This window comes from Bradyrhizobium pachyrhizi, from assembly GCF_029714545.1.
Lineage (GTDB): Bacteria > Pseudomonadota > Alphaproteobacteria > Rhizobiales > Xanthobacteraceae > Bradyrhizobium > Bradyrhizobium pachyrhizi.
The window spans coordinates 3,602,554-3,627,669 of the sequence record NZ_CP121667.1 but is presented as its reverse complement, the minus strand read 5'-3'; the positions used below and the strand labels follow the sequence as shown (position 1 = coordinate 3,627,669).

The 25,116-nt window shown below is 62.6% G+C and carries 22 protein-coding genes; 11 read left to right on the top strand and 11 right to left on the bottom strand.

Annotation, left to right across the window (positions count from 1 at the left end; translation table 11 throughout):
• Positions 1-34 precede the first annotated feature (34 nt).
• The 3 genes from QA639_RS16560 to frc all read left to right on the top strand — a co-directional run bounded on the left by QA639_RS16560 (position 35) and on the right by frc (position 3,874).
• Positions 35-730 carry a GntR family transcriptional regulator gene (locus tag QA639_RS16560; RefSeq protein WP_050387017.1) on the top strand — a complete coding sequence of 232 codons (696 nt, stop codon included), beginning with the start codon at positions 35-37 and terminating at the stop codon, positions 728-730.
• Between the two features lie 70 nt (positions 731-800).
• Positions 801-2,534: an oxalyl-CoA decarboxylase gene (oxc, locus tag QA639_RS16555; protein ID WP_283090240.1), complete on the top strand. Its 1,734-nt coding sequence runs from the start codon at positions 801-803 to the stop codon at positions 2,532-2,534.
• Positions 2,535-2,596: 62 nt separating this feature from the next.
• On the top strand, positions 2,597-3,874 hold the full coding sequence (gene frc / locus QA639_RS16550; RefSeq protein ID WP_076833358.1) for a formyl-CoA transferase: 1,278 nt from the start codon (positions 2,597-2,599) through the stop codon (positions 3,872-3,874).
• Positions 3,875-4,023: 149 nt separating this feature from the next.
• On the opposite strand, the gene QA639_RS16545 is transcribed toward frc, so the two are convergent.
• From QA639_RS16545 to napE, 6 genes are all read right to left on the bottom strand, one after another.
• Positions 4,024-5,670: an arylsulfatase gene (locus QA639_RS16545; protein ID WP_028331524.1), complete on the bottom strand. Its 1,647-nt coding sequence runs from the start codon at positions 5,668-5,670 to the stop codon at positions 4,024-4,026.
• A 951-nt stretch (positions 5,671-6,621) separates the two neighbouring features.
• Positions 6,622-7,260 (bottom strand): NapC/NirT family cytochrome c, encoded by a 639-nt coding sequence (locus QA639_RS16540; RefSeq protein WP_157345978.1) that lies wholly within the window; start codon positions 7,258-7,260, stop codon positions 6,622-6,624.
• Entirely contained in the window at positions 7,257-7,727 is a 471-nt protein-coding gene (locus tag QA639_RS16535) for a nitrate reductase cytochrome c-type subunit (protein ID WP_050387020.1), read from the bottom strand. Before QA639_RS16535 ends, QA639_RS16540 begins: the two co-directional genes overlap by 4 nt.
• Complete coding sequence (gene napA / locus QA639_RS16530; protein ID WP_157345977.1) at positions 7,724-10,237, bottom strand: nitrate reductase catalytic subunit NapA; 2,514 nt, start codon at positions 10,235-10,237, stop codon at positions 7,724-7,726. The genes QA639_RS16535 and napA overlap by 4 nt, the downstream gene beginning before the upstream one ends.
• Before the next feature lie 18 nt (positions 10,238-10,255).
• Positions 10,256-10,543, bottom strand: a complete 288-nt coding sequence (locus QA639_RS16525; protein WP_152977868.1) for a chaperone NapD — start codon at positions 10,541-10,543, stop codon at positions 10,256-10,258.
• Between the two features lie 44 nt (positions 10,544-10,587).
• Positions 10,588-10,773 (bottom strand): periplasmic nitrate reductase, NapE protein, encoded by a 186-nt coding sequence (napE, locus tag QA639_RS16520; protein WP_157345976.1) that lies wholly within the window; start codon positions 10,771-10,773, stop codon positions 10,588-10,590.
• A gap of 477 nt (positions 10,774-11,250) precedes the next feature.
• Between napE and QA639_RS16515 the strand changes: the two genes are divergently transcribed.
• From QA639_RS16515 to QA639_RS16480, 8 genes are all read left to right on the top strand, one after another.
• Positions 11,251-11,367, top strand: coding sequence for a hypothetical protein (locus tag QA639_RS16515; protein WP_283090239.1), 117 nt, complete (start codon positions 11,251-11,253; stop codon positions 11,365-11,367).
• A 52-nt stretch (positions 11,368-11,419) separates the two neighbouring features.
• Positions 11,420-11,578, top strand: a complete 159-nt coding sequence (locus QA639_RS16510) for a hypothetical protein (protein ID WP_283090238.1) — start codon at positions 11,420-11,422, stop codon at positions 11,576-11,578.
• Positions 11,579-11,766: 188 nt separating this feature from the next.
• Positions 11,767-11,904 carry a hypothetical protein gene (locus tag QA639_RS16505; RefSeq protein ID WP_167350443.1) on the top strand — a complete coding sequence of 46 codons (138 nt, stop codon included), beginning with the start codon at positions 11,767-11,769 and terminating at the stop codon, positions 11,902-11,904.
• Between the two features lie 258 nt (positions 11,905-12,162).
• Positions 12,163-13,455: an oxalate/formate MFS antiporter gene (gene oxlT, locus QA639_RS16500; protein ID WP_028331532.1), complete on the top strand. Its 1,293-nt coding sequence runs from the start codon at positions 12,163-12,165 to the stop codon at positions 13,453-13,455.
• Between the two features lie 237 nt (positions 13,456-13,692).
• On the top strand, positions 13,693-15,009 hold the full coding sequence (oxlT, locus tag QA639_RS16495) for an oxalate/formate MFS antiporter (protein ID WP_028331533.1): 1,317 nt from the start codon (positions 13,693-13,695) through the stop codon (positions 15,007-15,009).
• Between the two features lie 273 nt (positions 15,010-15,282).
• Positions 15,283-15,717 (top strand): CBS domain-containing protein, encoded by a 435-nt coding sequence (locus QA639_RS16490; protein WP_028331534.1) that lies wholly within the window; start codon positions 15,283-15,285, stop codon positions 15,715-15,717.
• A 246-nt stretch (positions 15,718-15,963) separates the two neighbouring features.
• Positions 15,964-16,959 carry an NAD(P)H-dependent flavin oxidoreductase gene (locus QA639_RS16485; protein WP_028331535.1) on the top strand — a complete coding sequence of 332 codons (996 nt, stop codon included), beginning with the start codon at positions 15,964-15,966 and terminating at the stop codon, positions 16,957-16,959.
• Between the two features lie 148 nt (positions 16,960-17,107).
• Positions 17,108-18,076, top strand: a complete 969-nt coding sequence (locus QA639_RS16480) for a zinc-binding dehydrogenase (RefSeq protein WP_028331536.1) — start codon at positions 17,108-17,110, stop codon at positions 18,074-18,076.
• Between the two features lie 120 nt (positions 18,077-18,196).
• Here QA639_RS16480 and QA639_RS16475 read toward each other — a convergent pair whose 3' ends face one another.
• The 5 genes from QA639_RS16475 to QA639_RS16455 all read right to left on the bottom strand — a co-directional run bounded on the left by QA639_RS16475 (position 18,197) and on the right by QA639_RS16455 (position 24,763).
• Complete coding sequence (locus QA639_RS16475; protein WP_193395273.1) at positions 18,197-18,691, bottom strand: RlpA-like double-psi beta-barrel domain-containing protein; 495 nt, start codon at positions 18,689-18,691, stop codon at positions 18,197-18,199.
• A gap of 364 nt (positions 18,692-19,055) precedes the next feature.
• On the bottom strand, positions 19,056-21,077 hold the full coding sequence (locus QA639_RS16470; protein ID WP_428841178.1) for an alkyl/aryl-sulfatase: 2,022 nt from the start codon (positions 21,075-21,077) through the stop codon (positions 19,056-19,058).
• 439 nt (positions 21,078-21,516) lie between these two features.
• Positions 21,517-22,368, bottom strand: a complete 852-nt coding sequence (locus QA639_RS16465; protein WP_283090236.1) for a DMT family transporter — start codon at positions 22,366-22,368, stop codon at positions 21,517-21,519.
• A 92-nt stretch (positions 22,369-22,460) separates the two neighbouring features.
• Positions 22,461-23,057: a TetR/AcrR family transcriptional regulator gene (locus QA639_RS16460; RefSeq protein WP_157345967.1), complete on the bottom strand. Its 597-nt coding sequence runs from the start codon at positions 23,055-23,057 to the stop codon at positions 22,461-22,463.
• Between the two features lie 287 nt (positions 23,058-23,344).
• Entirely contained in the window at positions 23,345-24,763 is a 1,419-nt protein-coding gene (locus tag QA639_RS16455; protein WP_283090235.1) for a DUF1254 domain-containing protein, read from the bottom strand.
• Positions 24,764-25,116 lie beyond the last annotated feature (353 nt).

Genomic DNA, 25,116 nt, shown 5'->3' with positions numbered 1-25,116 from the left:
GCCAGAACCGAAACAGACCAAGGCGTCGCCCACCATGGCTGACACAGATATCGCCATCGTCCGGATCGCGCCGGAGACGAGCTTCAAGAACAAGGCCTATGAAGCCTTGAAGGAAGCGATCCTGAAGATGGACATCTACGCGACGCCGGAGCCGGTGATGCTCGACGAGCGCGCACTGTCCGAGCGCCTCGGCGTCAGCCGCACGCCGATCCGCGAAGCGATCGCGATGCTCGAGCAGGACGGATTCGTGAAGACCGTGCCGCGCCGCGGCATCGTCGTGGTCCGCCGCACCAAGGCGGAGATCGTCGACATGATCCGCGCCTGGGCGGCGCTGGAGAGCATGGCGGCGCGCCTGATCACGACCACCGCGCGCAAGAAGGACATTTCGGCGCTGCGCGACTTCTTCAAGGACTTCAGCGACGATCGCCTGCCGCAGGATCACGTCGAGGAATATTCCAAGGCCAACATCGCCTTCCACCAGGCGCTGATCTCGCTGTCGGAATCGCCTGTTCTGGTCGACCTCACCAATGACCTGCTGCTGCATGTGCGCGGCTATCGCCAGCTCACGATCGGCCGCAAGGACCGCACCGCGACCTCGCTGCCCGAGCATCTCGGGATCATCGAGGCGCTGGAAGCGCGCGACACCGAGCTTGCCGAGAAGCGCGCACGCGACCACACGCTTGGGCTTGCCGCCTATGTCGAGGCGCACGGCCAGGAACTTTTCACTTAACCACTCAAGTTCACACGCTTCAGACGACAATCAGATCGTCCGAACAAGAACGACCAGGGAGACGATGCCGATGCTGAATACCGCTACGAAGTCCGAGGCACCGGGCACCGAGCAAGAACTGACCGATGGCTTCCATCTCGTCATCGATGCGCTCAAGCTCAACGGCATCGACACCATCTATGGTGTGCCGGGTATCCCGATCACGGACCTGGGCCGCATGGCCCAGGCGGCGGGCATTCGCGTGCTCTCGTTCCGCCACGAGCAGAATGCCGGCTATGCGGCTTCGATCGCCGGCTTCCTGACCAAGCGGCCCGGCGTCTGCCTCACGGTGTCGGCGCCCGGCTTCCTCAACGGCCTCACCGCGCTCGCCCACGCCACCACCAATTGCTTCCCGATGATCCTGGTCTCGGGCTCGTCCGAGCGCGAGATCGTCGACCTGCAGCAGGGCGACTATGAAGAGATGGACCAGCTCGCGATCGCCAAGCCGCTGTGCAAGGCCGCGTTCCGCGTGCTGCACGCCCAGGACATCGGCATCGGCCTCGCGCGCGCGATCCGCGCCGCGGTGTCGGGCCGTCCGGGCGGCGTCTATCTCGACCTGCCCGCAAAGCTGTTCTCGCAGGTGATGAACGCCGACGCCGGTCAGAAGTCGCTGGTCAAGGTGATCGACGCCGCGCCCGAGCAGATCCCCTCCCCGTCTTCGGTCAAGCGCGCGCTGGACGTCCTGAAGAGCGCAAAGCGCCCGCTCATCATCCTCGGCAAGGGCGCGGCCTACGCGCAGGCCGACGAGGCGATCAAGAATTTCGTCGAGAAGAGCGGTGTGCCGTTCCTGCCGATGAGCATGGCCAAGGGCCTGCTGCCCGATCTGCATCCGCAATGCGCGGGTGCGGCGCGCTCGACGGTGCTGAAGGAAGCCGACGTCGTGATGCTGATCGGCGCCCGCCTCAACTGGCTGCTCTCGCATGGCAAGGGCAAGACCTGGGGTGAAGCCCCGAAGAAGTTCATCCAGGTCGATATCGAGCCGAAGGAAATGGATTCCAACGTCGAGATCGTCGCCCCCGTGGTCGGCGATATCGGCTCCTGCGTGTCGGCTTTCCTCGACGCCATGGGCGCGAACTGGACCGCGGCGCCGTCCGACTGGCTCTCGACCATCAGCAAGAAGCGCGACGACAACGTCGCCAAGATGGCGCCGAAGCTGATGAGCAACGCTTCGCCGATGGACTATCACGGTGCGCTCGGCGCGCTGCGCGCGATCATCGCGGAACGTCCGGACACCATCTTCGTCAACGAGGGTGCCAACACGCTCGACCTCGCCCGCGGCGTCGTCGACATGCACAAGCCGCGCAAGCGGCTCGACGTCGGCACCTGGGGCGTGATGGGCATCGGCATGGGCTATTCGATCGCCGCTGCGGTCGAGACCGGCCTGCCCGTGCTCGCGGTCGAGGGCGACAGCGCATTCGGGTTTTCGGGCATGGAGGTCGAGACCATCTGCCGCTACAGGTTGCCGATCTGCGTCGTGATCTTCAACAATGACGGCATCTATCGCGGCACCGACGTCAACGGCGCCGGCGACGATCCGGCGACCACCGTGTTCGTCAAGGGCTCGCGCTACGACAAGATGATGGAAGCCTTCGGCGGCGTCGGGGTCAACGCCACCTCGCCGGACGAGTTGAAGCGCGCGGTCAATGCGGCGCTGGATTCCGGCAAGCCGACGCTGATCAACGCGGTGATCGATCCGGCGGCGGGCTCGGAGAGCGGCCGCATCGGCAACCTCAATCCGCAGAGCGTTCTGCAGAAGAAGAAGTAACAGGTCCCCCTAACCCATCACTCCCTGCGGGTGCAGGGGCATATAAGTACGGAGCAAACATTATGACCAAGGCGCTGAAGGGCGTTCGCATTCTCGATTTCACCCACGTCCAGTCGGGTCCGACCTGCACGCAATTGCTGGCCTGGTTCGGCGCCGACGTGATCAAGGTCGAGCGTCCCGGCGTCGGCGACATCACGCGCGGCCAGCTGCAGGACATCCCGAACGTGGACAGCCTGTATTTCACCATGCTGAATCACAATAAGCGCTCGATCACGCTCGACACCAAGAACCCGAAGGGCAAGGAAGTGTTGACCGCGCTGATCAAGCAGTGCGACGTGCTGGTCGAAAACTTCGGCCCCGGCGTGCTCGATCGCATGGGCTTCCCCTGGGAGAAGATCCAGGCCATCAACCCGAAGATGATCGTCGCCTCGATCAAGGGCTTCGGCCCGGGCCCGTATGAAGACTGCAAGGTCTACGAGAACGTCGCGCAGTGCACCGGCGGCGCCGCCTCGACCACCGGCTTCCGCGACGGCCTGCCGCTGGTCACCGGCGCGCAGATCGGCGACAGCGGCACCGGGTTGCATCTCGCGCTCGGCATCGTCACCGCGCTCTACCAGCGCACCCACTCCGGCAAGGGCCAGCGCGTCACCGCCGCGATGCAGGACGGCGTGCTCAACCTCGCCCGCGTCAAGCTGCGCGACCAGCAGCGCCTCGCCCACGGTCCGCTGAAGGAATACAGCCAGTTCGGCGAAGGCATTCCGTTCGGCGATGCCGTGCCGCGCGCCGGCAACGATTCCGGCGGCGGCCAGCCCGGCCGCATCCTGAAGTGCAAGGGCTGGGAAACCGACCCGAACGCCTACATCTACTTCATCACCCAGGCCCCGGTCTGGGAGAAGATCTGCGACGTGATCGGCGAGCCGACCTGGAAGACCGATCCGAACTACGCCAAGCCGCCGGCCCGCCTGCCGCGCCTCAACGAGATCTTCGCCCGCATCGAGCAGTGGACGATGACCAAGACCAAGTTCGAGGCGATGGAGATCCTCAACAAGGACGACATCCCCTGCGGTCCGATCCTGTCGATGAAGGAGATCGCGGAAGACCAGTCGCTGCGCGCGACCGGCACCGTGGTCGAGGTCGACCACCCGACCCGTGGCAAGTACGTCTCGGTCGGCAACCCGATCAAGCTGTCGGATTCGCCGAGCGACGTTCAGCGCTCGCCGCTGCTCGGCGAGCACACCGACGAAATCCTGCGCGAGGTGCTCGGCTTCAGCGATCACCAGGTCGCCGAGATCCACGACTCCGGCGCCCTCGACCCGCCGCGCAAGCAGGCGGCCGAGTAAGGGCTGCACTCAACCAAGACACGAATGGCCGCGGGCAACCGCGGCCATTTTTGTTTGGAGCAGACCTTGAGTCGTCCTGTCCGGGTTTGCTACGTGGCGCTCATAGCCAGATTGGGACGGCACTGCCGTCCCGGCAGGTCCTCAGAACCTCAATTCTTTGCCGGTCCCGCTGTCGTGAGCTTCTCCATCACATCGCCAACGGTGAAGCTCGCCGCTTTGGCACGCGGTGGAAATTCTTTGAAGCTCTCGACGTACCTGGCGACGATCGCTTGCGCGGGCACTAGCAGGAACGCCCGGTGGGCGTGCCAGTCGCCATACAGCATGCTTGTCGGGCCCCGCTCGAAGGGGTCGGCGCGCAGATTGTACAACATGGGCGCACGCAGCTTTGTGAACTGACCCTGCCAGACGCCGAGAGGAGCTTGTGGACTTACTTCGGTGTGTTGCTCCATGAACGTCGCCTTCCAGTGCCCCACCCGCAGAGCCATCAGATCGCCATCGTCGCTCCAATAGAGGAACTCCTTGCGCGGCGATTCCTTGGCGTCGCCCTTCAGGAAGGGAAGCAGATTGAATCCGTCGAGGTGAACCTTGAATTGCTTGCCGTTGAGAGCCGTCCCCTTCTTCGTCCGTTCGACGAGATCGGTATCGCCGTTGGCGGCCGCGAAGGTCGGAATGAAATCCTCGTGGGCGCAGAGATCATTGACGATCGTTCCAGGCTTGATGACGCCGGGCCACTTGATCAGGCAAGGGACGCGGAAGCCGCCTTCCCAGTTGGTGGCTTTCTCGCCTCTGAATGGCGTTGTGCCGCCGTCGGGCCACGTGAAGACTTCAGCCCCGTTGTCCGTTGTATAGACCACGATGGTGTTGTCGGCGACACCGAGATCGTCCACGAGCTTCAACAACTCGCCGACCATGCCGTCATGCTCCACCATGCCATCGGGATAGACGCCGAGTCCCGTCTTGCCCTGCGACGCTGCCTTCAGGTGCGTGAAGATGTGCATTCGCGTTGAATTGAAATAGCAAAACCACGGTTTGTTGGCCCGATGTTGTCGGTTAATGAAATCCTTGGCAGCCGCGAGGAATTCCTCGTCGATCGTTTCCATGCGTTTGGAATTTAACGGGCCGGTGTTTTCGATCTTGCCGTCGGCCGTTGACTTCAACACACCCCGTGGACCGAATTTCTTGCGGAACTCGGGATCTTTTGGATAGTCCGGGTTCTCCGGCTCCTCTTCGGCGTTGAGGTGATAGAGGTTGCCGAAGAACTCGTCGAAGCCGTGCGCGGTCGGCAGATGTTCGTCGCGGTCACCAAGATGGTTCTTGCCGAATTGCCCGGTGGCGTAACCATACGTCTTGAGCACATCGGCGACGCTCGGATCGAGTGGCCCAAGTCCGAGTTCGGCACCAGGCAGTCCTACCTTGGTAAGGCCGGTCCGGATCGGCGTCTGGCCGGTGATGAAGGCGGCGCGTCCCGCAGTGCAACTCTGCTGCCCGTACCAATCTGTGAAGGTCGCTCCCTCCCGACCAATGCGATCGATATTTGGCGTGCGATAGCCCATGACACCCATATTGTAGGCGCTCACATTGAACCAACCGATGTCGTCCCCCATGATGAAGAGAATGTTGGGCTTTCTTGCAGCTCCGGAGGCCGGGCTGGCGGGCGACGCCTGCTGGGCTTGGCCGAGTGCTTCCGACGTGAGCGCGGCCGCCGCGACCAATGTTGACGTCCCCAACAGCAAACGTCGGCGATCAAGGTCGCCTACGGATACGGCTTTCGGCGACGGTTTGTCCTCAGTGCTCATTATCTTGCTCCGATTTCACACGCGAGTTGCGGGAAGGCAGTGAGACCAGCTTAGGGCAACGAGCAAAAGTACGGATGTGCAGTTCGTGCCGTACAACCCGGGCGGACGTCGCGCCTCAACTCAACGGCGAACATCATGCGATTTGGCAGCGATATCAGCGTCCGATCCTGGATCAGTGGCGACATCGTCAGCGCGAGCCGCTATCGGCCGCGAGCGACCTGACATGTCAGCCCGCTGACCCTTCCAGCCCCAGCTTCCACAGCGGCGGCAGGTCGGCGAAGGGCGGCGTGGTGTGTGCGATGACGATCGCGGCGCGGTGGCCGTCGGGATCGATCTTGCTGTTGATCGCCTCGACGTGCGCCTACACCGCGTCGAACCCGACGCCGAGGATGCCCGCGATCCCCTCGTTCGACTTGCCTTGTCCGAGGTCAAGTCGATGCGGAGAGAGGCGACTTGCGCGGTCCGCTGGCGCTCGGTCCGGTGACCCGGCAAGCAGGTGTCTCATCTAACGATTGATGACCCTGGTCCCAGTATAAGGACCACCTAGACCAAGGCTCGACCCGTTGTTCAGGGTGCTGGAGGGCGGCGGGCTGGCATTAAAATACTGCGGGCCGGTCGCCGGATGAGCTCTTGCTCCGCCGGTCGTTGGTGCTCCCCGAACCGCAAGGTTGCCGGAGGGGGCTACTCCATAACGATAATGACTGCCGACACCTTGTGCAGAGGCATCGGTAGTTACGGCAAAAACGCCCAGCATCAGGGCACCTGTAACGGCGACAGCTTTCGCGAACATGAGAAGCTCCCCTTCTGATCGGAGAAACAAGCACGTGAGTTCCGACGTTTCAACGTCGTTGATGGCCAACGGGAAACCGCCGCCATTTTTTGCTTGCGTCGGCTGGTCGTGTGCTTCTCTCCCGACACGGGCGTTGATCGAGGCCCGGCAAGAGCCGGTGCTCATTGCCAGCCTGCAACGCCGCGCATGTCGGGCAAGTGATGTGCAATGCCCTTGTGGCAATCGATGCAGGTCTTCTCGCCGGAAAACAGGAAGCGCTGGTGCGCCACCGACGCGCGCGGCGACTGTTTGGTGATATCCATCGATTCCGCGCTGTGACAGTTGCGGCACTCGAGTGAATCGTTGGCCTTGAAACGCGCCCACTCATGCAGCGCGAGTTCGAGCCGCTTGTCGACAAACTTGTCGCGGGTGTCGATGACGCCGAACAGGTGGCCCCACACCTCCTTGGAGGCCTGCATCTTGCGCGCAATCTTGTCGGTCCAGTTGTGCGGAACGTGACAATCCGGGCAGGTGGCGCGGACGCCGGAGCGATTGGTGAAATGGATGGTCGACTTCAGCTCTGTAAACAGATTTTCGCGCATCTCATGGCAGCCGGTGCAGAATTTTTCGGTGTTGGTCAGCTCGAGTGCGGTATTGAAGCCGCCCCAGAAAACAACGCCAGCGGCGAAGCCCGCGATCACCAATACGCCGAGCCCGAACACCGTGCTCGGCCGCACCAGCACGTCCCACAGTTCGCGCGCGAAGGCCCATGCGCGTCGGAAGAGCCCCTCCTTTGGGGTTTGCGGGTCGGCCGCCTTCATCGACGGCCGCCCGGAGCCGCGCGGCTCAACATGGTGTCGATGTCGACGAAGTCGTTGCTGACGGGCGGATTGCTCACGCTTTGCGGTACGTGACATTCAGTGCAGAAAAAACGGCGCGGCGAGATCGACGCAAGGAACTGGCCGTCGCGATCCATGAAATGAGTAATCGAGACCATCGGCGCCTGCGACTCGCCGGTGCGCGCACGCGCGTGACAGGACAGGCATTTGTTGCTGTTCAGATCGATCTGGTAGCCGTCGATCGAATGCGGAATTACCGGCGGTTGCTCGGGATAGTTTCTGACCTCACGCTCGGACGTGTTGCGCGTCGGCATCATCGGCGGAGCCGGGCCTTCACTATCGAGCGGCGTCGGCCCGCGCAGCCCGGAATTGAGCGATTGCGCCGCCAATGTGCCGGTGCCGGCCCCTATCGCCAGGACGAGCAGAACGACGCGCAGATTCCTGATCATGACGGCAGCACCTTCTCGATGCGCACGGCGCATTTCTTGAAGTCGGTCTGCAGCGAAAGCGGATCAGTGGCGTCGAGCGTCACCTTGTTGATCAGCTTCGACTCGTCGAACCACGGAACGAACACCAAACCTCGCGGCGGTCGGTCGCGGCCGCGGGTCTCCAGCCGCGCCCGGATAAACCCGCGGCGAGAGATGACCTTGACCTCGTCGCCGCGTCGCAGCTTGGCCTCCTGCGCATCATCCGGATGCATGAAGCAGACCGCCTCGGGAAACGCGCGATAGAGTTCGGGCACGCGGCGGGTCATGGTGCCGGAGTGCCAATGCTCCAGCACCCGGCCGGTGGAGAGCCACAAGGGGTATTCGCTATCGGGCGATTCCGCCGGCGGTTCGTAGGGAAGCGCAAAGATGCGCGCCTTGCCATCGGCAAAACCGTAGAACTGCACGCCTCTGCCCTGCCCGACATACGGATCCGAGCCCTCGCGGAAGCGCCACTTCGTCTCCTTGCCGTTCACGACCGGCCAGCGCAGCCCGCGCTCGCCGTGATAGGCATCGAACGGCGCGAGATCGTGGCCGTGGCCGCGGCCGAAGCTGGCGTACTCCTCAAATAGCCCTTTCTGGACATAGAAGCCGAGCGCCTTGGATTCGTCGTTGGCGTAGCCCGACGCGATGTCGGAGACCGGAAACTTGTCGACCTGGCCGTTGCGATACAGCACGTCGAACAGCGTCTTGCCACGATACTCCGGCTTCTTCGCCAGCAACTCTTCCGGCCAGACCTCCTCGATCTTGAAACGCTTGGAAAATTCCATCAATTGCCAAAGGTCAGAACGCGACTCGCCCGGCGCGGTGACGAGTTGGTGCCAGAACTGGGTGCGCCGCTCGGCATTGCCGTAGGCGCCTTCCTTTTCCACCCACATCGCGGTCGGCAAGATGAGGTCGGCGCCAAGCGCGGTGACGGTCGGATAGACTTCCGAAACGACAATGAAATTGTCGGGGTTGCGGAAACCGGGATAGGTTTCCTCGTTGATGTTGGGACCGGCCTGCAAATTGTTGTTGACCTGCACCCAGTAGGCGTTGAGCAGACCGTCCTTCAGCATCCGGCTTTGCAACACCGCGTGATAGCCCGGCTTGTCCGGAATCGTGCCTTCCGGCAGCTTCCAGATCTCCTCCGCCTTGTCGCGATGCGCCTTGTTGGTGACGACCATGTCTGCCGGGAGGCGGTGCGAGAAGGTCCCCACCTCGCGTGCGGTGCCGCAGGCCGAGGGCTGGCCGGTCAGCGAAAACGGGCTGTTGCCGGGCTCCGCGATCTTCCCGGTCAGAAGGTGAAGATTGTAGACCAGATTGTTGCACCAGACGCCGCGGGTGTGCTGGTTGAAACCCATGGTCCAGAAGCTGACGACCTTGGTCTTCGGGTCGGCGTAGAGCTCGGCCAGCGCCTCCAGGCGATTGAGCGGAACGCCCGACATCTTCGCCGCCTTTTCCAGCGTGTAGTCGGCGAGGAATTTGACGTAGTCGTCGTAGCTCATATCGGTGGCGTCGTTTGCCTTGGCCGCGCCCGTCGCCTTCTTCTGCAGCGGATGATCGGGCCTCAGGCCGTAACCGATGTCGGTCTGGCCGCGCTTGAACACGGTATGCGCCGTGACGAAATCCCTGTTCACACGCCCAGTCTTGATGATGTGATTGGCGATCGCATTGAGGATGTAGAGATCGGAGTGCGGCGTGAACACGATCCCGATGTCCGCGAGGTCGAATGAGCGATGTTCGAAGGTCGAGAGCACGGCGACCCGCACATGCGCCGCCGATAGCCGGCGGTCGGTCACCCGCGTCCACAGGATCGGGTGCATCTCCGCCATGTTGGAGCCCCACAGTACGAAGGCGTCGGTGGCCTCGATGTCGTCGTAGCAGCCGGCCGGCTCGTCGATGCCGAAGGTGCGCATCATGCCGACCACCGCGGAGGCCATGCAGTGGCGCGCGTTAGGATCGATGTTGTTGGAGCGGAAGCCGGCCTTGAACAGCTTTGACGCCGCATAGCCCTCCCAGATCGTCCATTGGCCGGAGCCGAACATGCCGATGCCGCTCGGCCCGCGCTGCTTGAGCGCCGCCTTGAACTTCTCGGCCATGATGTCGAACGCCTCGTCCCACGAGACCGGGGTGAAGTCTCCGTTCTTGTCGTACTTGCCGTTGGTCTTGCGCAGCATCGGCTGCGTCAGGCGATCGTGGCCGTACATGATCTTGGAGAGGAAGTAGCCCTTCACGCAGTTGAGGCCGCGATTGACCTCGGCCTTGATATCGCCATGGGTAGCAACGACGCGATTGTCCTTGGTTGCCACCATGACGCTGCAACCGGTGCCGCAGAAGCGGCAGGGAGCCTTGTTCCAGTCGAGTTCGCTGGCATCGCGTTCGGTGACGAGGTTTGCCGCGACCGACGCAACCGGCATTCCACCGGCCGCTGCGGCGATCGCGGCGGCCTCCAGCTTCAGCATCTGGCGGCGGTCGAGCTTGGTTTCGGTCATGGCTGGCCTCCCGGCACTTCAGCAGACGTCGATGGCGTGAAACACCAGCGAGGCGGAATGGACGTGCGGTAACAGAGCGATCGTGTTCAACGTCGCGCCGAGCGCACCGGCATCGGGTGCATCGACCACCACGACGAGCTTGCCTCTGGGGTCGCGGCCGAAAATCTCGCAGCCGGAAACGGCGAGGATATCGGCTTCGACCGCATCAAGGCGCTCGGGCCGGGCCTGCACCAGGATGCTGGCGATCTCGCCCCCGGGTGGCGCCACGACGCGCTCCGCTGTCAAAGCGCGGCCGGTAATCAGCATACGGCGATTGATCGCGGTCTTGCGCACAACGATGTCTCTCCCTGTCAATGCGGCGGGGGCGGACCGGGAGGGCCGGCCACCATTTGGTAGATCCAGACCGCGAGGCCGTATGACCCGACCGTCGCGACCGCGAGCCCCGGCATCAGGATGGCGGTCAGGAACAGGAAGGCGAAGATTTCCATTCGCGTTCGGCGACGCCGTACATCTGCGTCGCCGTCTGCGACCGCCATGATCGTGTCTCTCACTTGGGACGTTGGGGGGACGGCATCCGGGCCGCTGCCTTGGACGTCAATCTAGAGGGCGGCGCGGCGCCCGACGTTGATTCAGATCAACAAACTGCACAATGGCCTCGCGCAGCGGACATATCCGGGCCGGCAGCACGATGATGCTCCGCAATCGATGGCGCGTCGGCCCGCTCACCGCCCTCGGCACCGCCGCCCGCGCTCAACCTTCGAGGCCGAGCTTCCACAGCGGCGGTAGGTCGGCGAAGGGCGGCGTGGTGTGGGCGATGACGATCGCGGCGCACCAACCGCTCGATCGTCTTCCCCGGCTTCTTCGATACGGCACGCGCCCGCTACGACGCGACCACGGGCAGGTGTTCGCCGAGATCGGCTACGGGCTATCGCTCCCATCGCGCACGAGCCGTTCGCCGGCCCCGCCTGGGCACCGACAGTTTTGCCGAGACCGGCGGAATCGGCGCCGCCGCGTTGGTCGGCGCCGGCAGCAACCAGGATGTCGGCTACTCCTCGCTCGGCGCCCGCATCGCCACCAGCTTCGCCCTCACCAGCGGCATGCTGTTAACGCCGCGTGCCTCGGTGGCTTGAGAGTACGCCTTCGGCGGCGCTCGCGTTCCAGAGCCCGGGAACCGGATTCACCGTGGCTGGCGTGCCGCTGGCGCGGAACGCAGCGCTGATCGTGGGCGGGCTCGACCTGCGGGTTACGCCGCAAGCCAGCATCGGCATCGCCTATGTCGGCCAGCTCGCCGATCGGGTCCAGGATCACTCGGTAAAGGCCAGTTTTAGCTGGAAATTCTGACCCGGCGGCCCCGCCGGCCTGCGCCCTCCCCACTCCGATCCGGGATGCCAATCAGCCGATTTTGCTGCATTGCACAGTCGCGTATGCTGCTATGCAAACAAATCCGTTGTATCTGGCATCTGGTATACATAGTTTGGCTGCAGATGATGAGCCGGCCCATTGCTGGCCTCCAATGAAAGGGGACACCAATGTCCAAGACCACTGTACTGACGCTCGCGCCCTCCTCCACCCTGTTCGGCCGCCTGCTGGCCTCGATCGACCGCCTGCTGATGAAGAGCGCGGAGATCTCGAATCGGAACGGCGACCTGCCGCGCTTCGGCCTCTAAGCCGAGGGATTTCCGGCGCTCTCCGCCGGATGCAGCTTTCGTCGCAAGATGCGACCTGACATTGAACCTTCGACCAATGGCCCCGATTTTCGGGGCCATTTCCTTGCGCGCTGAACTAGTCTCCCGGGGTGCCCGGGCTGAGTCCTGTGCGGCATAAGCGCGCGCTGCCCCTGCGACAGCTTGAACCTTGGCATATCGGATACCAAGATGGCTGTCGCGCGCTCATAAGCAACGACAAGGGGCGCACTGGGAGGATCTATGTCGGACATGGTTCAGGCAACTGCGGCCCCTGCGGCCGCGCGTGTCAGCGACACCTATCGCTGGACGCAACTCGCGATCGGCGTCGCCGCGATGGTGATGATCGCAAACTATCAATACGGGTGGACGTTCTTCGTCCCCGACATCCAGAAGAAATTCGGATGGGATCGCGCATCGATCCAATGGGCCTTCACGCTGTTCGTGCTGTTCGAGACCTGGCTGGTGCCGGTCGAAGGCTGGTTCGTCGACAAATACGGTCCGCGCATCGTCGTGCTGGTCGGCGGCATCCTCTGCGCACTCGGTTGGGCGATCAACGCGCAGGCGACGACACTGAACGGCTACTATCTTGGCATGATCATCGCCGGCATCGGCGCCGGCGGCGTCTACGGCACCTGCGTCGGCAATGCGCTGAAATGGTTTCCGGACAAGCGCGGACTTGCCGCGGGCATCACCGCTGCCGGCTTCGGCGCAGGCTCGGCACTCACGGTCGCGCCGATCCAGGCGATGATCAAGGACTCCGGCTTCCAGACCACCTTCCTGTATTTCGGTCTCGGCCAGGGCATCATCATCGTGCTGCTCTCCTTCTTCCTGCTGGCGCCGAAGGCCGGACAGGTGCCGGCCGTCGTGGCGAACGCCAACATCATCCAGACCCGGCGCAACTATCAGCCGACCGAAGTGCTGCGGCAGCCGATCTTCTGGCTGATGTACTTCATGTTCGTGATCGTCGGCGCGGGCGGCCTGATGGTGACGGCGAACCTGAAGCCGATCGCGGTCGACTGGAAGGTCGACAGCGTGCCGGTCACGCTGATGGCGGTGACGATGACGGCGGTGACCTTCGCGGCAACCATCGACCGCGTCCTCAACGGCCTGACGCGTCCGTTCTTCGGCTGGATCTCCGACATGATCGGCCGCGAGAACACGATGTTCATCGCCTTCGGCATGGAAGGGATCGGCATCTGGATGCTCTACCTCTGGGGACACGACCCGGTTTGGTTCGTGCTGCTCTCGGGCTTCGTGTTCTTTGCCTGGGGCGAGATCTACTCGCTGTTCCCCTCGACCTGCACTGATACGTTCGGCGCCAAGTTCGCCACCACGAATGCGGGCCTGCTCTACACCGCGAAAGGCACCGCGGCGCTCTTGGTGCCGATCGCCAACTACATGCAGCAATCATCGGGCAACTGGGACAAGGTGTTCATCATCGCGGCAGGCGCCAACATCCTCGCCTCGTTGCTCGCGATCGCCCTCCTCAAGCCCTGGCGAAAAGTCGTGGTCGCGAAATCGGCTACGGCTTAGGCAACCGCCCTCCACTACAGCCTGCGAAGCGCCCGGCCAAAAGCCGGGCGCTTTCATTTTGCCGGCCGCGAGACGCCGTCGGGACCGGCGCGTCGGATGTCAGATTTGCTGCATTGCAACAGAATGAAGGGCTTGCTTTCTGGAATATAGTATACCAACTTCCGCCGAGCGCTTGCGACGATACGCCACAATAATTGCGACACTCGGTCACAAGACCAGCGCGCTCGGGAGGACTTGATGGTTTCCAGCAATACTGCCGTTACACAAGCTCAACCTTCGTCCAGCGGCTTCCGCTGGCTGCAGCTCGTCATGGGCATCGTCTGCATGGCGATGATCGCGAACCTGCAATATGGCTGGACGCTGTTCGTCGACCCGATCGACGGCGCGCACCACTGGGGCCGCGCGGCAATCCAGTTCGCCTTCACGATCTTCGTGGTGACCGAGACCTGGCTGGTGCCGGTCGAGGCCTGGTTCGTCGACAAATACGGCCCGCGGCTGGTCATCATGTTCGGCGGCATCATGATCGCGCTCGCCTGGGTGTTGAACTCCTATGCCGACTCGCTCGCCTTGCTCTACACCGCCGCGGTGTTCGGCGGCATCGGCGCCGGCGCGGTGTACGGCACCTGCGTCGGCAACGCGCTGAAGTGGTTTCCCGATCGCCGCGGCCTCGCCGCCGGCGCAACCGCGGCCGGCTTCGGCGCCGGAGCCGCGCTCACGGTGGTGCCGATTGCAAAGATGATCGCCGCGAGCGGCTATCAGACTGCGTTCTTCGATTTCGGCATCGGACAGGGATTGATTGTCTTCCTGCTCGCCTTCTTCATCCAGCCGCCCGCGGTCTCGATCCCGCCGAAGAAGAAGCAGCTCAATCTGCCGCAGACCAAGGTCGACTTCACGCCGCCGCAGGTGCTGCGCAGCCCGATCTTCTGGGTGATGTATCTGGTGTTCGTGATGGTTGCCGCCGGCGGCCTGATGGCGGCGGCGCAGATCGCACCGATCGCGCACGACTACAAGATCGCGAACACGCCGGTCACGCTCGCCGGCTTCCAGATGGCCGCGCTGACCTTCGCGATCTCGCTCGACCGCATCTTCGACGGTTTCGGACGGCCGTTCTTCGGCTGGGTCTCCGACAACATCGGCCGCGAGCACACCATGTTCATCGCGTTCGGTACCGGCGCGCTGATGCTGCTCACGCTATCCACCTGGGGTCACAACCCGGTGGTGTTCGTGCTGGCGACCGCGGTCTATTTTGGCGTGTTCGGCGAGATCTACTCGCTGTTCCCGGCGACCTGCGGCGACACCTTCGGCTCGAAGTTCGCGACCACCAACAACGGCATGCTCTACACCGCGAAGGGCACCGCAGCGCTCCTGGTGCCTGCCGCAAGCATCGTTGCCGCCAGCTATGGCTGGCAGGCGGTGTTCGTGATCGCGGTCGCGCTCAACGCCACCGCAGCGCTGATGGCGCTGTTCGTGATCAAGCCGATGCGCCGCGCCTTCATCAACGGCAACGAGGCCGCCGCCGCGGAAGAGACCGCGACGAGCGCCAAAACGGCTTGAATCAGGACGGCCTGAACTCTCAATTTTCCTGCTGAACGGACAGAGGCGCATTTCGGTGCGCCTCTTTTCTTTTTGCCAAAGACAGGGATGCAAGATACCACCGCGCCTGGTGCGGCGGATCGCCTGCGCCGCCCACGGTCGCTCACAATCGTCGAAAATGTCAGTAAACCTGCCTATTTAAGCTGTTTCCTGATGGTAGATTCCGTGACAGTCGCGTTGACAATTGGCATTTTGTATACCAGACTCCAGTCAACGATAACCAAGGAGGTTGCCATGCAAGTCGGAGATATCCTGCGCAAGAAGACCCCCCGCGTCGCCACGGTGCGCATGAACGAGACCGTCGCGATTGCCGCGCAACTGATGCGCGCCAGCAATATCAGCGCGCTCGTGGTCAAGGATGTCGTTCGTACCGAGGGCAACACCGCCGTCGGCATGTTCACCGAGCGCGACGTGGTCCGCGCGATCGCCGAGCACGGTGCGGCCGGCGCGAGCATGAAGGTGTCGCAATTCGTCTCAGTGCAGCAGCTGGTCTCCTGCACATCGAGCGACACGCTCGAGCACATTCGTCATCTCATGACCAAGCACCACATTCGCCACGTGCCCGTCATCGACAACTACAGCCTGATCGGCGTCGTCAGCATGCGCGATATCGCCGCCGCGTTCGACGAGGAGACCGCCGCGTCGAAGAAAGACGCCGTGCCGGCGTAACAAACGCCTGCTTTGCCTTGCTCTGAGCCGGGCGCTGCGTGTTCGATCACGAGCGCCTGAACAGATGACGAAAGATTTCTGTCCCGCCCTCGCCTGACCGCCGCGGCCCGTCATTTCCGCATGGGCGCGCCGCAGGTCGCCGGTAGACAATTGCCGGACAGGACTGCATCCTTCCGCCCGACATCCATAACAACACCGTGCGCCGCCGTCCGCGCCGCGGAAAATCCTGATGGAAACGAGGGCAGAATGATCAAGACACGTTTCACCGAAATGTTCGGCGTCGACCACCCGATCGTGCAGGGCGGCATGCAATGGGTCGGGCGCGCCGAGCTGGTTGCCGCCGTCGCCAATGCCGGCGCGCTCGGCATGATCACCGCGCTGACGCAGCCGACGCCGGACGATCTGCGCAAGGAAATCGCGCGCTGCCGCGAGCTGACCGACAAGCCGTTCGGCGTCAACCTGACCATCCTGCCCGCGATCAAGCCGCCGCCCTACGCCGAATATCGCCAGGCCATCATCGAGAGCGGCATCAAGATCGTCGAGACCGCCGGCAACAAGCCGCAGGAGCATGTCGACGAGTTCAAGAAGCACGGCATCAAGGTGCTGCACAAGTGCACCAGCGTTCGCCACGCGCTGTCCGCCGAGCGGATGGGCGCCGACGCGATCTCGATCGACGGCTTTGAATGCGCCGGCCATCCCGGCGAGGACGACACACCCGGCCTGATCCTGATCCCCGCCGCCGCCGACAAGGTGAAGATCCCGATGATCGCCTCCGGCGGCTTCGGCGATGCGCGCGGCCTGGTCGCAGCGCTGGCGCTGGGCGCCGAAGGCATCAACATGGGCACGCGCTTCATGTGCACCAAGGAGAGCCCGATCCATCAGCTCGTGAAGGAACGCATCGTCGCCAATGACGAGCGCGAGACCGAGCTGATCTTCCGCACCATGCGCAACACCTCGCGCGTCGCCAAGAACGCGATCTCGACCAAGGTCGTGCAGATGGAGAAGGAAGGCGCCAAGTTCGAGGATGTGCGCGAGCTGGTCGCCGGCGCGCGCGGCAAGATGGTCTACGCGTCAGGCGATGCCGACGAAGGCATCTGGTCGGCCGGCCAGGTGCAGGGCCTGATCCACGACATTCCGTCCTGCGCCGAGCTGGTGTCGCGCATCGTCCACGAAGCGGAAGCGATCATCCGCGAGCGGCTGGAGCGCATGACAGCTGGTGCCAAGCGTCAGGCCGCTGAATAAGCGTTTTATCGCGCGGCTCTATCTCCTCATCCTGAGGAGCTTGCGAAGCAAGCGTCTCGAAGGATGAGGCCACAGTCGGGCCTCATGGTTCGAGACGCGCGAAGGCGCGCTCCTCACCATGAGGATTCAGACCGAAGGGAATGCCCCCATGAAAGCCTATGTCTACGGCCCTAACGGCCCTGAAATTACCGACGTCGCCAAGCCCGTGCCGAAGGGCACCCAGGTGCTGGTCAAGGTTCATGCCTGCGGGCTGAACCGCGCCGATCTCGGCATGACCAAGGGCCATGTCCACGGCGCGGCCGGCGGCGTCGGCACCGTGCTCGGCATGGAATGGGCCGGCGAGGTCGCCGAGCTCGGCCCCGATGCCAAGGGCGTCAAGATCGGCGACAAGATCATGGGCTCCGGCGGCGCGGCATTCGCCGAATACACGCTGGCCGATCACGGCCGGCTGTTCCGCGCGCCCTCCAACATGAATTTCGACGAGGCCGCAACCCTGCCCGTCGCGCTCGCCACCATGCACAACGCCGTCGTCACCAATGGCGCGCTGCAGCCGGGCCAGACCGTGTTGATCCAGGGCGCAAGCTCCGGCGTCGGCCTGATGGCGATGCAGATCGCCAAGCTGAAGGGCGCCAAGCTCGTGGTGGGCTCATCGACCGACGCGATGCGCCGCGGCCGGCTGAAGGAGTTCGGCGCCGATCTCGCGGTGGACTCGAAGGATCCCGGCTGGGTCGATCAGGTGCTGCAGGCGACCTCAGGCGAAGGCGTCGACCTGATCGTCGACCAAATCTCCGGACCGGTCGCCAACCAGAACCTCAAGGCGACCAAGGTCAAGGGCCGCATCGTCAATGTCGGCCGGCTCGGCGGCACCCACGGCGACTTCAACTTCGACCTGCATGCGGCGCGCCGCATCCAGTATATCGGCGTCACCTTCCGCACCCGCTCGATCGAGGAGATCCGCGCGATCTTCGACGAGGTGCGCAAGGACATCTGGCCCGCGGTCGAGGCACGCAAGCTGCAGCTGCCGATCGACCAGGTCTACAAATTCGCCGATATCGGCAAGGCGTTCGAACACATGGAAGCCAACAAGCACCTCGGCAAGATCGTGGTGACGCTGTAGCAGCAGACTTCGGCAAGCGTCATCGTCATTGCGAGCGAACGGCGGACGAGCGAAGCGCAAGTGTGCCTTCTCATCCGCGCTTGCCACGTGCTCTGCCCTGGCTCTTTTCGCGTACGGTGTTCAGCCGACCGGTCCGGGAATCCAATAGTCCCCCGCAAGCGGGCTGACCTTGACGCCACTGATGACTCCGAGCTCCAGGCTTGGATCGAAATAGCGCATCGTCCGCTCGTTGAGGTCGATGATGCGGCCGGGCCTTAGTGGCCCCACGTCATTTATCTTGACGATGACCTTCTTGCCTACCGCCTCGACGAGGGCATATTTCGGCCGCGCGCCAAATTGGACCCCACCAAACTTCCGGCGCAGACTCGTCTTGATGGCAGCCGCCCAGACCGAGAGATCATAGCGCTCGCCGGAGGCTGTGCTTGGACCGCCCTCCTCCCTGCCGGGCTTGAACGGATTGTACATGGATGCCGCGCCAACGATTGCATCCCCACACGCGGCGTTGACGACGGCACTTGAGTGAACCGCAGCGTTTTCACTTCGCGCAGCGGTGCCAGAAATGGCGAGCGCAACCAGGGCGCCGCAGATTGCGGCGCTCGAGCCGAACAGCATCATAACTCCTTGATTGATTTTCTTCGATCGTCCGGTTCCCGATGCCGCGCAAAACATCGCCGAGCGAACGCGATGGCGTTAACTCGTGCCAATTCTTTGCGGATTCGTGCCAGTTCCGGCGGCGGAACCATTATGAGAACCTGGGCGGCCCTCATACCGTGTTTTCAGTTTCTCGCTCGACTAAAACAGAGATTGCGTCAGCAAAATGACTGAATGGAGCTGTCTTCGACAGCGCGTGAAGAGTGTCGGCGTCATCTTCCGCACCCGCTCGATCGAGCAGATCCGCGAGATCTTCGGCGAAGGTGGGCATAGCGAAGCGGCGCGAAGCAAGTGCTCCGCGCCGCTTGGCCGTATGATTATCGTATGATTATCGCGACGTTCCCCCTCGCCCCGTCGTGGCGGATTGAGCCGTCTGGTTCGGCGTCACTATATTGAACCAGAAGTCGAACGTGTCGAGATACGACACGAGATCGCGCAGCTTGGTCTGGTCTCCGCTCACCTTCACCGCGCCGGACGAAACGGCATCATCAAACCTGGTCTGCTGCAGGATGATGCTGTTCAGCGTATCGCGCGACAACGCGACCGTCGCATCGGCATTGTTGGACTTCATGTTCGCCGTGTGGTTCAGCACTCCGTTCTTCAGCTCGACGAAGTAGTTGCCGTCCTTGCCGAACTCGAAGTTGAGCTTCGCATGCGCGTTGCCGGCCTTCTCGGCGTTGAGGCGAACTCCGAGATAGTCGAAGAACAAATCCGCGGACATCGCGCGCACCGTATCGGGGCTCGCGGTGTTCGGCGTCGGCAGCTTCGCGACACCGTTGCGCAGTTCCTGGGCGCCGGTCAGGTAAAAGTTGCGCCACGGCCCGGACTCGGCTTGATAGCCGAGTTGCTCGAGCGCGTCGGCTTCGAGATTCTTGGCGGCCTGATTGTCGGGATCGGCGAACACGACGTGGTGGACGGCTTGAGCCACCCAGCGATATTCACCCTTGTCGTAGGAAGCCTTGGCCTTCTTCAGAACCTCGTCGCTGCCGCCCATGAACTCGACGTACTTCTTGCTCGCCTCGACCGGCGGCAGTTCGTGCAGGGTCGCCGGGTTGCCGTCGAACCAGCCAAGATAAAGAACATAGGTGGCGGCCACGTCGTGATAGATCGAGCCGTAGTAACCGCGGTTTGCCCAGACATTGGCGAGGCTGTCAGGCATTTTGAATCCGTCGGCGATCTCGCGCATCGTCATGCCGTGGTTGACCATGCGCAAGGTCTGGTCGTTGATGAAGCGGTAAAGGTCGCGCTGGCTCTCCAGAAGCGAGACCACCTTGTCATTGCCCCATGTCGGCCAGTGGTGCTGCGCAAACACCACATCGACCTTGTCGCCCCACATCACCAGCGCCTGGTTGAGGTACTTCGACCAGGGAAGCGGCTCGCGAATTTTGGCGCCGCGAAGCGAATACGTATTGTGCAGCGTGTGGGTCGCGTCCTCGGCGGATTCCATCGCCTTCTTTTCCTCGATGAACCACATCATCTCCGAAGGCGCTTCCGAACCGGGCGCCATGAGGAACTCGTACGTCAAGCCGTCGATCTTCTCTTTCTGTCCGGTTTCCTTGATGATGTTGGTCGGCGCGATGAGCGTCACCGTGCCTGCCGAGGTCGTGGTGCCGAGACCCGCGCCGACCTGACCTTTCGGATCCGCCTTGAGCAGGTTGCCGTACATGTAGCTGGCGCGCCGGCTCATCGCGGTGCCGGCCATGACGTTCTCGGCGACCGCGGCCTCCAGGAATCCATCCGGCGCATAGATCTTGACCTTGCCGGACTGGACGTCGTCCTCGCTGGTGACGCCCCGCACACCACCATAGTGGTCGACGTGGCTGTGGGTGTAGATCACGGCCTTGACGGGTTTGTTTCCGCGCTTCGAGCGGTACAGGTCGAGCGCCACCTTTGCCGTCTCTGCCGACACGAGGGGATCAACGATTGTAATGCCCTCGCTGCCCTCGATGATCGTCATGTTCGACAGGTCCTGGTTGCGAACCTGATAGATGCCGTCGGTCACCTCGAACAAGCCGGAGATGTTGATCAGCCGGGATTGTCGCCACAGGCTTGGGTTGACCGTATCGGGGGCGGTCGCGTCGCTGATGAAGCCGTATTGCTGCGGGTTCCAGATGGCGTTACCCGCGCTTCCCTTGATTGCCTCGGAAGGCAGCGCGGCCATGAAGCCTTTGTTCGCCGCGTCGAAATCAGAGGTGTCGCTAAACGGCAGCTGTTTCAGCAAGACCGAATTGGCCTGCTTGGTCGCATCGGCCGCGCCCTTGCGCAAATCTTGAGTCTGTGCCGCGGCCGTACCGATCAACCCCGCGCTGACAACCCCGAGGATTGACGCCTTCGCGAAAACGCTCCTCATGTGGCCTCTCCCTTTACATTGGATACTGGTCCACTCCCTGAGCACCGAGAGCATCGTTGCCAAACATCTCCCGGGGGAATCGTTCCTCCCGTAGTTGCTGCGTCGAAACCTGTCCGGCAGCATCTGTCCGAATGGCTGTGCGCTCTCCGGCACAAACTGCATACCAACACGGCAGGCCGAGCCGCCAGAAAACCTCTGGCGCGAATTCACGCGCATGAGCAGGCGTGCGCGCCACGACCGACGGGTTTGACGGTGAGGCGCGGCGCACCGGTCATGTCGCAAGAGCGCTGTTTTGCCGCACAGTGATCGCGTCCTGGCGATGGCGAACTGTTCGCATTTTACGCGAATGGAAGACCACCCGAAGGCGGTTCCCTGTTGCGGAAGCGGAGCCATCGGCCACGGCCGAATTCCGTCCCTGCGAGCGCTACGGCTGGTCCGCCTACACACCCGGTCTGACCTGTGTGATGGCAACGCCGGAGATCGCGAGCAGTCCGCCGACAACCAGTTTCGGGGTCACGCTGTCGCCAAGGAACAGCACGCTCGAGATCAAGGCGAACACCGGAAGCAGCAGACCGAAGGGGGCGACACGGCCCATCGAGCAGCGCCCGATCAGCCAGAACCACAGGCCGAACCCGACAATGCCGCCGATGAAGACGGTGTAGGCGAGCGCCAGCCAGCCACGTTGATCCGCAGTGCCGAGGCTCGCCAGCTGTCCATATTCCAGCAGCAGCGACATCAACATCACCTGCGGCACCGTGAGCAGCGATGACCATCCCATCAGCATCAGGGGATCGAAGGGGCCGTAGCGTTTCGTCAGGACGGTGGACACCGCGAATGCGAAGGCTGCCCCGACCACAAGCAGCAGCGGAAGCACGTTTGCCGACAGCTCTGGCCCGGCTGCCAGCACCACCACGCCGACGAACGCCAGCACCACGCCGGCGGATGTGATGAGCGACGGCCGCTCCGCGAGCAGCGGCCAGGCGAGCAGCACGGTGAACGGCGGGGCGAGTTGATAGGCGACGGCCGACATGCTTCCCGAGCCGAGCCCGAGGCCGACATAGAACAGCCCGAAGTTCAGTCCGCCGAGGAAAACCGAAATAGCTGCGACAGGGCCGAGTTGTTGGCGTGTCGGCCTTCTGACGAACGGAACAAGCAGCAGCGCGATGGCCAGGAAGCGCAGTCCGAGGAAGAACAGCGGCGGAAACTCGGTGACGCCCACCTTGATGACCACGAACTGATAACCCCAGAGCAAGGGAACGGCCACCGCGCAGATGATCTGGATGGCAGACATGGCATCTTTCCTTTCAAGACCGATCGGTCCATATATCGGCACGCTGATCCCGCGGACGTAAAGTGGACATCAAGGGTCATTCCAACAGTTGCTTATTTGATGAAGCGAGCGAGGAGCGCGTCAGCGGTGGCTTGCGACGTGGTACGCGCCGGAGCCGTCTTGGCGACCACGCGCAGCCCCCAAAGGAAACAGATCAGAATTCGGGCGGCACTCGAAGGCTCGACGCCATCGGCCAATCTGCCCACGGTCTCCGCACGGGAAAATGCGTCCGCCACCCTTGCCTCCATGGTTTTGAAGAAGCTCGCGAAGCGACGACCAACCTCGGCATCCTGGCCAGCCAGCTCCATCGCCGTCGCCACCAACAGGCAGCCGCGCCGGCCATTGGCACCGCACGCGCGTTCAACGTAGCCGGCAAGGTAGGCTCGCAGGCCGTCGACCGGATCTCTGCGGGGATCGAGTTCGTCATCCATCCGCGTCACGGCATCGGCGATGTAGCGATCGAGCGCGCGCAGGAACAGCGAGTGCTTGTCGCCGAACGCGGCGTAAAGACTGCCGCGCGACAGCTTCGTCGCACGCAGCAGGTCCGGCAGCGCCGTGGCGTGATAGCCGCGCGACCAGAACACATTCATCGCGCGTTCGATGGCGGCGTCCACGTCGAAGCTTCGCGGGCGCCCGCGGGGCGACTGCATGGCGGTCTGGTGTCTCATGGCAGATATATAGACCAATCGATCTTTAAATGGCAAGTACCGCTTCGGGTCACTTCTGATCGAGTGCAGTCGGCGGGCAGTCCGCGGGACGCGGCTGAATGACCTGTCCGCGATAGCTCGAAGAGCGAAGACGGAAGCGATAGCCATTGATAGCGCCGCGCGGAGAGATGACGAGTCTCAAAGGCCTCGACGGCATTGGCTGACCAAGAACATGCCGGCCCGAATGCGACCGAGGGCTGACGAACGGTCATAGCTGCTCAGTGGGCTTCCTACGGCGCGCGTGCAATAGGCGGCGTCCAGGTGCGGTCCAGGACTTCGCTCTTTGGCGCATAGAGGCGCAGCATCAACGTGAAGGGTGCTTTGGCGACCGGCAACCAGTTCGCTTCCTTATCTGTACCGGGCGACGTGGATTGGACGTAAAGGTCGAGCGACCCGTCCGCGTTGGAGACAAGATTGCTACGATCGCCAATGGCCTGACGGTTTAGCGAATTAGGAATGAAATAGCCCTCACCATCATAAGCCGTCAGTGACCAGAAGCCTTCGACCGGAGGGAACTTGCCCTTTTCGAAATGCAGGACGTAGTTCGAATTGCCGTCGAGCGGCCGACCATCGGCGTCGGTAGTGGTGGACGGATAGACGGCATCTTGCGGCAAGTTCATGCCAAGACCATAGGATGCGACGGAGGCGCGGTATGGGTAGTCGACGCCGAAGTCTGCGCTGCGTATGTTGTACGCCCACCCCTTGCTGCCCATGCCAGCCGCCTGTTTGCCAAGCTTGGCGACGGACGCCTTACCGTCGGACGTTGCTCGCTCGAAAGCTTGTTTGATTGCGGGCGCCGATGCGCTCAGGTTGAAATTTTGACCGACCTTAAAACCAACCCGCTCCAAACGATGGATCATTGGATAATCCAGAGGGTTCGGCGGATTGTCCTTTAGGATTTCGGCAAAGCGGCCGAAAAACGTGGCAGCGTCCATCTTCTCGACTTGCTCCGGTGACGGCGTTTTCATGTCGATCTTTGGATCCACTTTGCCTTTGGGTGGAATGTAATTTCCTTTTCCCCACGCGGAGAGTGGCGTCAGTTTATAACTCAGTTGTATCTTATGAACATTGTCGTAGTCCGACGGACCGTTGGTCTGCGTACGTCCCGCAATGGCAACATAACGGGTCGGGCTGCGGATTATCTCTAGACCGCGCGGGGCGCTGCCCTGCCAGCGAGGGCCAACGACGAGAAAATTGCGCGCTGTGTTGCGACCGGTCGTGCGCGTTCCCGGAGCAGCGAACACATCGGTCCACAAGCTCAGCATCGGCAACATGAAATAACGATCCGTCGCAGGGACCGAAAGGACGATTGGCTCGCGACCAAGGTCAAGGCTGGCGACGGAATATAACGTATCGACGTTCGGCCGCACGACTGCTTTGAAGTCCGCCGCCGGGAAGGCCTTGGCGTGACCAAATTGATTGAATGGAGCTTGCGCCGGAATGCCGGTTGGCTCGGCATAGTTCGCCGCCTGTATCGTCGTCACATACTCGAGTACAAGTGGATACGCGTAGACATACGCATCGCGTGCGATCTCGTAGGCTTGATCATTAGAGACAGCCTGTGCGCCTGCCGGTGTGGTCAGCACCAAGCTGCACAGGGAGGAGAGAGACGCACAAGCGAATTGGACGACGGCGGCTGCTGCTTTCATACTTTGCTCCCTCGACCGGACTTTTGCGGAACACAATAACCAACTACTCAAAGCGCGTCTTATGCAGATTGCGCCAGTCCGCAACCCGCAGATGTATTCCATTCTGGGTCACCAAAGGCTGGCATCCCCGGCGCTTCAACGCGCATCGGTCGTCCAGAGAGAGCTGATTGCAACTCCGCCCCATGGCAACACCTCCTCAAGGAAGTGTTGCACTTCGTTTGTGAACTCTGGGGACCCGTTACCCGAATGCAAGTCATGACGCGATGCAGTTGCTACAGCTCATATCAACAACGCAACCCCTGTGGTTATGGGTCCTGGCTTTCGCCAGGACGACGATGTGATTAACACAAAGC